Genomic DNA, 7,570 nt, shown 5'->3' with positions numbered 1-7,570 from the left:
GCCGCCGCTGGTGAGTGCGCTGCCGAAACCGCTGCAAGCGCTGCTGGGGCCCGACCTGACCTACCTGATCAACTTGGGCTATGGCGCCGACAACCTTGGCTATTCGACTCCGGCAAATGTGCCCACCGAGTTCGGGCTGTTCCCCGACGTCAGCCCGATCACGGTCTTTGACGGACTGGTGGCCGGGGCGCAGCAGGGCTTCGGCGCTTTCGCGGACGACCTGCAGAACGTGTCGCTGTCGTCATTGACGTCGGGGGCGTCGTCGCTGACGTCGTCGTCGCTGCCAAGCATGACCGATCTTGTGACGGCGTTGTCCGCCGACGTCAGCGACCCCTCAGCGACCCTCACCAAATTCTCCGAAGGGTTCGCCAGTGCCGCCGCCGCCCTGTCTGCTTTGTGGCTGCAGACATCGGATATCACCTATGGAGTGGTCTTCAGCATTCCCGCCTACGACGTCACTTTGTTCCAGGACAACCTCACTAATCCCCTGGATGCCATCGGCCTGCCCATCGCGGCAGACACCGGCCTGCTCACGCTGGCGGCCGGCATCGAACTCGACCTCGTCGAAGGGGCAGTCACCTCGGCCGTCACCGACATCACCGCTTTGATCCCGTAGGGTTCCGGTGGCCTCAGCTGGAGCAGTCCCTCACGATCAATTGCCGACCCCTTGGACTCGTCAGCCCGCACAGTCCATCGACCGCTGACTCTGCGCTGTGGGGGAGGAGAAGCTGGCTCGAGAAGCGCGGAAGGCCAGCCTGAAAGACGTCCTGAAAGCTGCTGTGCAAGCTGCCGAGAAACCGGGTCGTGTATGCGCGACGGTGCCGATAGGGAACAATAGGCGGGGTGAATGTGCAGTTCAACGCCGGACATGTTGGACACTGCAACCGCGGTGCATACCCGGCGCCGATCAAGACCACGACGGCGGGTCAAGCCGAATCTGGAGGGAGCACTCGATGGCGGCGATGAAGCCCCGGACCGGCGACGGTCCGCTGGAAGCGACCAAGGAAGGGCGCGGCATCGTGATGCGGGTACCACTGGAGGGCGGTGGCCGGCTCGTCGTCGAGTTGACCCCCGACGAGGCCGCGGCGCTCGGCGACGAACTCAAAGGTGTCACCAGTTGAACACGGACTGCCTTCCGCGGCGGGTTGTCCGCACACCCGCCGGCAGCTGCCCGATGTTCGCTCCTGGCAAGGGTCGGTGACGGTCGATAGGTTTGGGCTATGAGGGAAGTGCCGCATGTGCTGGGCATCGTCCTGGCCGGCGGGGAGGGCAAACGGTTGTACCCGCTGACCGCTGACCGGGCCAAGCCCGCGGTTCCCTTCGGCGGCGCATATCGGCTGATCGATTTCGTGCTGTCCAATCTGGTCAATGCCCGCTACCTGAGAATCTGCGTGCTGACCCAGTACAAATCGCATTCACTGGACCGCCACATCTCGCAGAACTGGCGGCTGTCCGGGCTGGCCGGCGAGTACATCACCCCGGTGCCGGCGCAGCAGCGGCTGGGTCCCCGCTGGTACACCGGGTCCGCCGACGCCATCTACCAGTCGCTGAACCTGGTCTTCGACGAGGATCCGGACTACATCGTGGTATTCGGTGCCGACCACGTGTACCGGATGGATCCCGAGCAGATGGTGCGGTTCCATGTCGAAAGCGGCGCCGGGGCGACGGTGGCGGGCGTCCGGGTGCCGCGTGCCGAGGCGACCGTGTTCGGGTGCATCGATGCAGACAAGTCCGGTCGCATCCGTCGTTTCGTCGAGAAGCCGCCGGATCCCCCGGGAACCATCGATAACCCGGAAACCACCTATGTCTCGATGGGCAACTACATCTTCACCACCAAGGTGCTCGTCGACGCGATTCGCGCTGATGCCGAAGACGACCATTCCGATCACGATATGGGCGGAGACATCATGCCGCGGCTGGTGTCCGACGGGATGGCCGCGGTCTATGACTTCTCCGACAACGAGGTGCCCGGTGCCACCGACCGTGACCGCGGGTATTGGCGTGACGTGGGGACCCTGGACGCGTTCTACGACGCACACATGGACCTGGTGTCGGTGCGCCCGATCTTCAACCTGTACAACAAACGCTGGCCGATCCGCGGTGCGACCGAAAACCTGGCGCCCGCCAAATTCGTCAAGGGCGGCTCCGCCCAGGAGTCGGTGGTGGGTGCGGGCAGCATCATCTCGGCCGGGTCGGTGCGCAACTCGGTGCTGTCGTCGAACGTCGTGGTCGACGACGGCGCCATCGTGGAGGGCAGCGTGATCATGCCGGGCACCCGGGTGGGTCGCGGAGCGGTGGTACGTCGCGCGATCCTGGACAAGAACGTCGTCGTTGGGCCCGGCGAGATGATCGGAGTCGATCTGGAGAAGGACCGGGAACGGTTCGCGATCAGCGCCGGCGGTGTCGTCGTGGTGGGCAAAGGGGTCTGGATCTGACCTGGTTGCTGCGTTGAGATTGCAGCCAGGGTAGTGAATTCCGGGGGGTTACAGCCCTCAGCGCAATCTCGATGAGATCCAGCAGCCCTCACCAGACGTAAGGCAACAGCCGATAACGGACTTTCCGGGTGTAGTCGGGATACCCGGCCAACTCATGTGCGAGCATCTTCTCCTCGTCGCCGATGCGCAAGATCAGCACCAGCACACCGGGGACGAGGAAGACCAACCCCCAAAACGAGCCGAGCGCCAACGGCACGCCGATCATCATGATGACGTTTCCGGTGTACATCGGGTGCCGCACCAGCCGATACAAGCCTGTCGAGACGACCTGCTGCCCTGCCTCGACGGTGACATTGGCCGCCGCATAACCGTTCTGGATGACGACCACCATGGCGACGCCGAGACCAATCGCGACCAGGACATCGCCCACCAACGAGACCGTTGCCGGTACCGGCGACCATCCGAAGCGGTGGTCAAGCGCGCTGACCACGAACATAGCCGGAAAGGCGATGAACACGACGGTGATGACGATGCGCTGCAGCGTTCGGGTCTCCGCCAACGGCCCGGCACGCATGCGCCGCTGCAGCGCCGCGGGGTTGGTGCGCATCAGGTACATGCTGGGAATCCACGTGGTGAGCCCGAAGACCGCAAGGAAGACCCATGCCTGCCAGTAGTGGAACGTTCCTGCCGGCACGAACAGCATCAGCCCGAACGCCGCAAGGCCCAAGACGGATGAAACCGCCACTTTACCGGTCGTTTTCATCACGGCCTCCTCAACACCGCAGATCGCGATGCCGAAAAGACACCGCTCCCAGCGCAATCAACGCCGTATCAATCACCAGCAGCCACAGCATCGGCGCCGTGCTGAAGCCGCCCGCGCCGATCAACGGAACGTGCGCGAACGGTTCGAGGTCGAGCAGCCACTGCGGAGAACCCGACAGTGAGCCCAGCAGGTAGAGCGTGACGAACCCGACCAGTACGCCCCACGCCACCGGGGTGAACCGGGGCAGTAGACCGAACAGCACCAGCGTCACCGCGGCCAGCAGCCACACTGCGGGCAGCTGCACCGCGGCGCTGCCGAGAACAGCGGGCAGCTTGCCCCCGACGTCGCCGGCGGCGATGCCGTAGGTGAGTCCGGTCACTAGGCCGGCGAGCAGTAACGCCGCCGCGGGTCCGGCCACGGCGATCGCCAGATGGCTTGCCAGCCAGCGGATCCGGTCCACCGCACCGGCGAGCAGCGTCTCGGTGTGTTGCGCGTTTTCTTCCTGGTACACGTCGGCCCACGGGTCACCGCCGAGCAGTCGCGCGGTCCCGCCGTCGGCCCTGACGATGCCCAGCAGGACGCGGATCGTGGTCGACTTCCCGGCGCCATTGGGTCCGAGGAAGCCGTGTACCTCGCCCTCGTGCACCGTCAGATCGAGGCCGTCCAACGCCCGCATCGCACCGAAGTTCTTTGTCAGACCGTGTATTTCGATAGCAGTACGGTAATTGTCAACCGGCATGGGTTTCTCCCTTCACTGCCTCGGCCAGGAACGTGTCGTACATCGTGCGGTCCGCCATCAGTCCTTCGGTGTAGACCTCAAGGGCGGGCAGGGTCATGTCGTTGGCGTAATCACGCAGCACCGCGCGCAGATCGGTGGGGTTCTCGTGCAGTTGCAGATACAGCAGGAATCCGCCGCCTCCGGTGAGCGCCATATACCGGGCCCGGGCCCGGGGGTCTCGGCTGGGCTTGACGGTACCGGCGCGGATGCCTTCGTCGAGGTAGGCCTCGGTGTTGTCGATCATCCTGCGCCACAGTGTTTTCGACAATGCGCTACCGGATTGCATACTGCGCACCAGATAGGCCATCATCGGCGCGTACGACTCGATCTCGGCCATCTGGGCCAGCCAGGTGGCCGGATCGGTAGACCGCATGGCCTCGGATTTCTCCCGGCGGATCTGCTCGGCGATGTAGTCGTCGCAGGCCTTGACCAGACCGTCCTTGGAGCCGAAGTGATGAATGACCAGGGCCGCGCTCACCCCGGCGGCCTCGGCGATTGCCCGCAGTCCGACGCCGAATCCGTGCTGACCGAACCGCTCGATGGCCGCGTCGCGGATGCGGGCGGATGCCGTCAGATCCGTTGAGCGCATGTTCAGTAAACTAAACGACCGTTCAATACGGTGTCAAGAACCCTCCGCGAGCGTGCACGAAACCGGGAAATTGCTCGGCGCGCCGGCCGGGAGCACGCACGCTCGCGCAGGAATCAATCGCGGACGGCGGCGAGCAAACCGTCGCCCAGCGGTATCAGTGCCGGAGTCAGCCGCTCGTCCTCGGCGATCAGCCGGGCCGCCTCGCGTACCGCCGTCACCTCGGCGTCGTGTGCGGCAGGGTCTGCGGCCCGCCCACCCAGCGCCGCCGGGTGCACGACGACGACCCCGCCGGAGCGCAGCAGACGCACGGCTTCCACCACATAGTCGGGCTGGTCGACCGGGTCGGCGTCGACGAACACCAGGTCATAGGAGTCGTCGGCGAGTCGGGTCAGCACCTCCTGGGCCCGCCCACTGATGAACCGGGTGCGCGACGGCCCGATGCCCGCGTCGGTGAACGCCTGCTTGGCGGTGCGCTGATGCTCGGGCTCGATGTCGATGGTGGTCAAGACGCCGTCTTCGCTCATGCCCGACAGCAGCCACAATCCGCTGACGCCGGCTCCGGTGCCGACCTCGACCACCGTTTTGCCGCCGCTGAGCTTGCTCAGCAGACTCAACAGTGCGCCCACTGCGGGTGTGATGGCGCCGACGCCGATCTCCAGTGCACGATCCCGAGCTGCCACCAGGATCGCGTCCTCGGAGATCGACTCCTCGGCGTGCCCGACGATGGCGTCGGCGCGGCTGGGTCCGCCCGGCCGACTGGGCTGACCCGGCTGGCCCGGCTGACCGGAAGTGGGGTCGGTGCTGGCCATGCCCGCAGCGTAGGTCGAATTCTGTGCGCATCGGGGCAGGCGCGCCCGACTTCATCCGTTGACCGCCGCCGGTGACGCGCGGGCGGCTCGGTGGTGGCAACCGTTCGACTTTCCGCAACGCAAAACGGTTCACAGTCGACGTTCAGTGCGACCACAGAGCCGGCACAATCCGATAGGCAAAGGTAGCGGCATGGAACGGGGTGGGAATTGGCCCCGGAGCTTGTCCGGGAACTGGGAGCGGAATACCCGCGGCCAAAGGCGTGTTGCGCCGGGTACTGTGCTGCCCGCGTTGTCCGACTTGGACGGCAGCCCCGACGCAGAGGATCTGGCCATCACTTCATTGGTGTATCCGGCGACCATGTCACACCCGGGATCCCACCCGGACCGGTACCGGGATGCCGGTTGGGTGGAACTCTCCGATGAGCCGCAGGGGACCGCCGTGTTCGACGCCACCGGGGATGTGGCGGCCATGCCGTCGTGGGACGAGCTGGTTCGGCAACACGCGGACCGGGTGTATCGGCTGGCGTACCGGCTGGCCGGCAACCAGCACGACGCCGAGGACCTGACCCAGGAGACGTTCATCCGGGTGTTCCGCTCGGTGCACAACTACCAGCCGGGAACCTTCGAGGGTTGGCTGCACCGCATCACCACCAATCTTTTTTTGGACATGGTCCGCCGGCGCGGGCGCATCCGGATGGAGGGGTTGCCCGAGGATTACGACCGGGTGCCCGCCGACGAGCCCGACCCCGAGCAGATCTACTACGACGCGCGTCTGGACCCCGATCTGCAAGCCGCGCTGGACTCGCTGTCGCCGGAGTTCCGTGCCGCCGTTGTGCTCTGTGACATCGAAGGTCTGTCCTATGAGGAGGTCGGCGCCACCCTGGGCGTGAAGTTGGGTACGGTGCGAAGCCGCATCCACCGCGGACGCCAGGCACTGCGTGATTATCTGGCTTCCCAGCTGGGGCAATCGGACGCTTCGGACGCCGCCAGTGACGCCGCCGGGGTCGGCTGATCCGTCACCAGCCGCCAACAGCCCGTCGAGACACCCTCGTCGGCCCCACATGGGTGCAGCGCGGTCGCGCTACATTCTAGGTAGTGCCGAGTGCGCAGTGACTGCAGGAAATCGGAGAGGAGCTGGTGGTGGCCGACCGCGGACATGTGTTCCGTCGTGCTTTTTCCTGGCTTCCAGCTCAGTTTGCGTCACAAAGCGACGAGCCCGTCGGCGCGCCGCGCCAGTTCGGTTCCACCGAGCATCTGTCCACGGATGCGATTGTCGCATTCGTGGACGGCGAGTTGCGGATGAACGCGCATCTGCGCGCCGCCCACCACCTTTCGCTGTGCGAAGAATGCGCAGCGGAAGTGGAGTACCAGGACCGGGCGCGGTCCGCGTTACGTGACTCGCATCCGATCAGGATTCCCAGCACGCTGCTGGGCACGCTTTCGCAGATTCCCGAATCCCCTATGGACGGCAAGGCGAGTCCACGGCGGCCACAGTCGTACCAGCTCGGCCGCTTCGGTGGCGACGGGCTGCGAGGTCCCAGAGATCCCAGAGATCCCAGTCAGCGTCGGTAAGGTGGATGGGACGCGGTGCTCGTGCCCGTAGCGTGCCCGTAGCCCCTTGTCTCCAGCGCCCAGAAGAGGATGACGTGAGTACCGACCAGGAAACCTCCGGCCGTCAGCGCCTGGCACCTCGTCCCATCGACCGGCCACCGGTGGATTCGGCGTCCAAGCAGGTATTTGGTCGACCCGACGGCGTTCACGGATCGTTCGTGCCGGAGAGTGTGCGGCCGCCGAAATACCGCGACCAGGGTGAGTTCAGCCCCCGTGATCAACCGCCCGATCCCGTGCTCAAAGAAGCTTTCGGCCGCCCGTTCGCCGGCGCTGCGTCATTGCAGCGTCACCCTACCGATGCCGGCGCGCTGGAGGGGAACGGCAAAGGAGATCAGTTGGATGTGCCCGACGACCCGTGGCGCGACCCCGCGGCCGGCGCCGCGCTGGGCAGTCCGGCGCTGGCCGTACCGCCGCCGCGGAGCCCCGACGGGGTGGGCGGCAAGCTCGGTGTACGCGACGTGCTGTTCGGCGGCCGGGTCTCCTACCGCGCGCTGGTCATCCTGACGGTGATTGCGCTGGGCATCGGGTTGGCCGGCGGCTGGGTCGGGCGTAAGACCGCGGAGGTGGTCGAGGCGTTCACCACCT

General features: G+C 65.9%; 7 protein-coding genes and 4 pseudogenes. 6 read left to right on the top strand and 5 right to left on the bottom strand.

Annotation, left to right across the window (positions count from 1 at the left end):
- The 3 genes and pseudogenes from AC2VON_RS15435 to glgC all read left to right on the top strand — a co-directional run.
- Nucleotides 1-616, top strand: a pseudogene (locus AC2VON_RS15435) (hypothetical protein); the annotation flags it as partial.
- A gap of 337 nt (nt 617-953) precedes the next feature.
- Nucleotides 954-1,121 (top strand): DUF3117 domain-containing protein, encoded by a 168-nt coding sequence (locus tag AC2VON_RS15430; RefSeq protein ID WP_003406247.1) that lies wholly within the window; start codon nt 954-956, stop codon nt 1,119-1,121.
- A 99-nt stretch (nt 1,122-1,220) separates the two neighbouring features.
- Nucleotides 1,221-2,435, top strand: a complete 1,215-nt coding sequence (glgC, locus tag AC2VON_RS15425; RefSeq protein ID WP_486953737.1) for a glucose-1-phosphate adenylyltransferase — start codon at nt 1,221-1,223, stop codon at nt 2,433-2,435.
- An 88-nt stretch (nt 2,436-2,523) separates the two neighbouring features.
- Here glgC and AC2VON_RS15420 read toward each other — a convergent pair whose 3' ends face one another.
- From AC2VON_RS15420 to AC2VON_RS15400, 5 genes and pseudogenes are all read right to left on the bottom strand, one after another.
- Nucleotides 2,524-3,198 carry a methyltransferase family protein gene (locus AC2VON_RS15420; protein ID WP_486953736.1) on the bottom strand — a complete coding sequence of 225 codons (675 nt, stop codon included), beginning with the start codon at nt 3,196-3,198 and terminating at the stop codon, nt 2,524-2,526.
- Between the two features lie 10 nt (nt 3,199-3,208).
- Nucleotides 3,209-3,709 (bottom strand): annotated as a pseudogene (locus AC2VON_RS15415) (ABC transporter permease); the annotation flags it as partial.
- Nucleotides 3,710-3,937: pseudogene (locus AC2VON_RS15410) on the bottom strand (ATP-binding cassette domain-containing protein); the annotation flags it as partial.
- Nucleotides 3,927-4,565 (bottom strand): TetR/AcrR family transcriptional regulator, encoded by a 639-nt coding sequence (locus tag AC2VON_RS15405; RefSeq protein WP_486953735.1) that lies wholly within the window; start codon nt 4,563-4,565, stop codon nt 3,927-3,929. The gene AC2VON_RS15405 and the pseudogene AC2VON_RS15410, both read right to left, overlap by 11 nt.
- 113 nt (nt 4,566-4,678) lie before the next feature.
- A complete protein-coding gene (locus AC2VON_RS15400) occupies nt 4,679-5,374 on the bottom strand; it encodes an O-methyltransferase (RefSeq protein WP_486953734.1) in 696 nt (231 codons plus the stop codon).
- 190 nt (nt 5,375-5,564) lie between these two features.
- Between AC2VON_RS15400 and sigE the strand changes: the two genes are divergently transcribed.
- From sigE to AC2VON_RS15385, 3 genes and pseudogenes are all read left to right on the top strand, one after another.
- Nucleotides 5,565-6,386: an RNA polymerase sigma factor SigE gene (gene sigE / locus AC2VON_RS15395; RefSeq protein ID WP_486953733.1), complete on the top strand. Its 822-nt coding sequence runs from the start codon at nt 5,565-5,567 to the stop codon at nt 6,384-6,386.
- Nucleotides 6,387-6,514: 128 nt separating this feature from the next.
- On the top strand, nt 6,515-6,946 hold the full coding sequence (gene rseA / locus AC2VON_RS15390) for an anti-sigma E factor RseA (protein WP_486953732.1): 432 nt from the start codon (nt 6,515-6,517) through the stop codon (nt 6,944-6,946).
- A 74-nt stretch (nt 6,947-7,020) separates the two neighbouring features.
- A pseudogene (locus AC2VON_RS15385) lies at nt 7,021-7,570 on the top strand (serine protease); the annotation flags it as partial.

The sequence above is a fragment of the Mycobacterium sp. TH-M82 genome (assembly GCF_057473605.1).
The sequence above is the reverse complement of the archived record's forward strand: the minus strand, read 5'-3'. Positions and strand labels throughout refer to the sequence as shown.

Excerpts from the sequence above, each read along its gene's own strand:
- AC2VON_RS15430 (WP_003406247.1), top strand. The coding sequence starts at position 954 with ATGGCGGCGATGAAGCCCCGGACCGGCGACGGTCCGCTGGAAGCGACC.
- glgC (WP_486953737.1), top strand. The coding sequence starts at position 1,221 with ATGAGGGAAGTGCCGCATGTGCTGGGCATCGTCCTGGCCGGCGGGGAG.
- AC2VON_RS15420 (WP_486953736.1), bottom strand. The coding sequence starts at position 3,198 with ATGAAAACGACCGGTAAAGTGGCGGTTTCATCCGTCTTGGGCCTTGCG.
- AC2VON_RS15405 (WP_486953735.1), bottom strand. The coding sequence starts at position 4,565 with ATGCGCTCAACGGATCTGACGGCATCCGCCCGCATCCGCGACGCGGCC.
- AC2VON_RS15400 (WP_486953734.1), bottom strand. The coding sequence starts at position 5,374 with ATGGCCAGCACCGACCCCACTTCCGGTCAGCCGGGCCAGCCGGGTCAG.
- sigE (WP_486953733.1), top strand. The coding sequence starts at position 5,565 with ATGGAACGGGGTGGGAATTGGCCCCGGAGCTTGTCCGGGAACTGGGAG.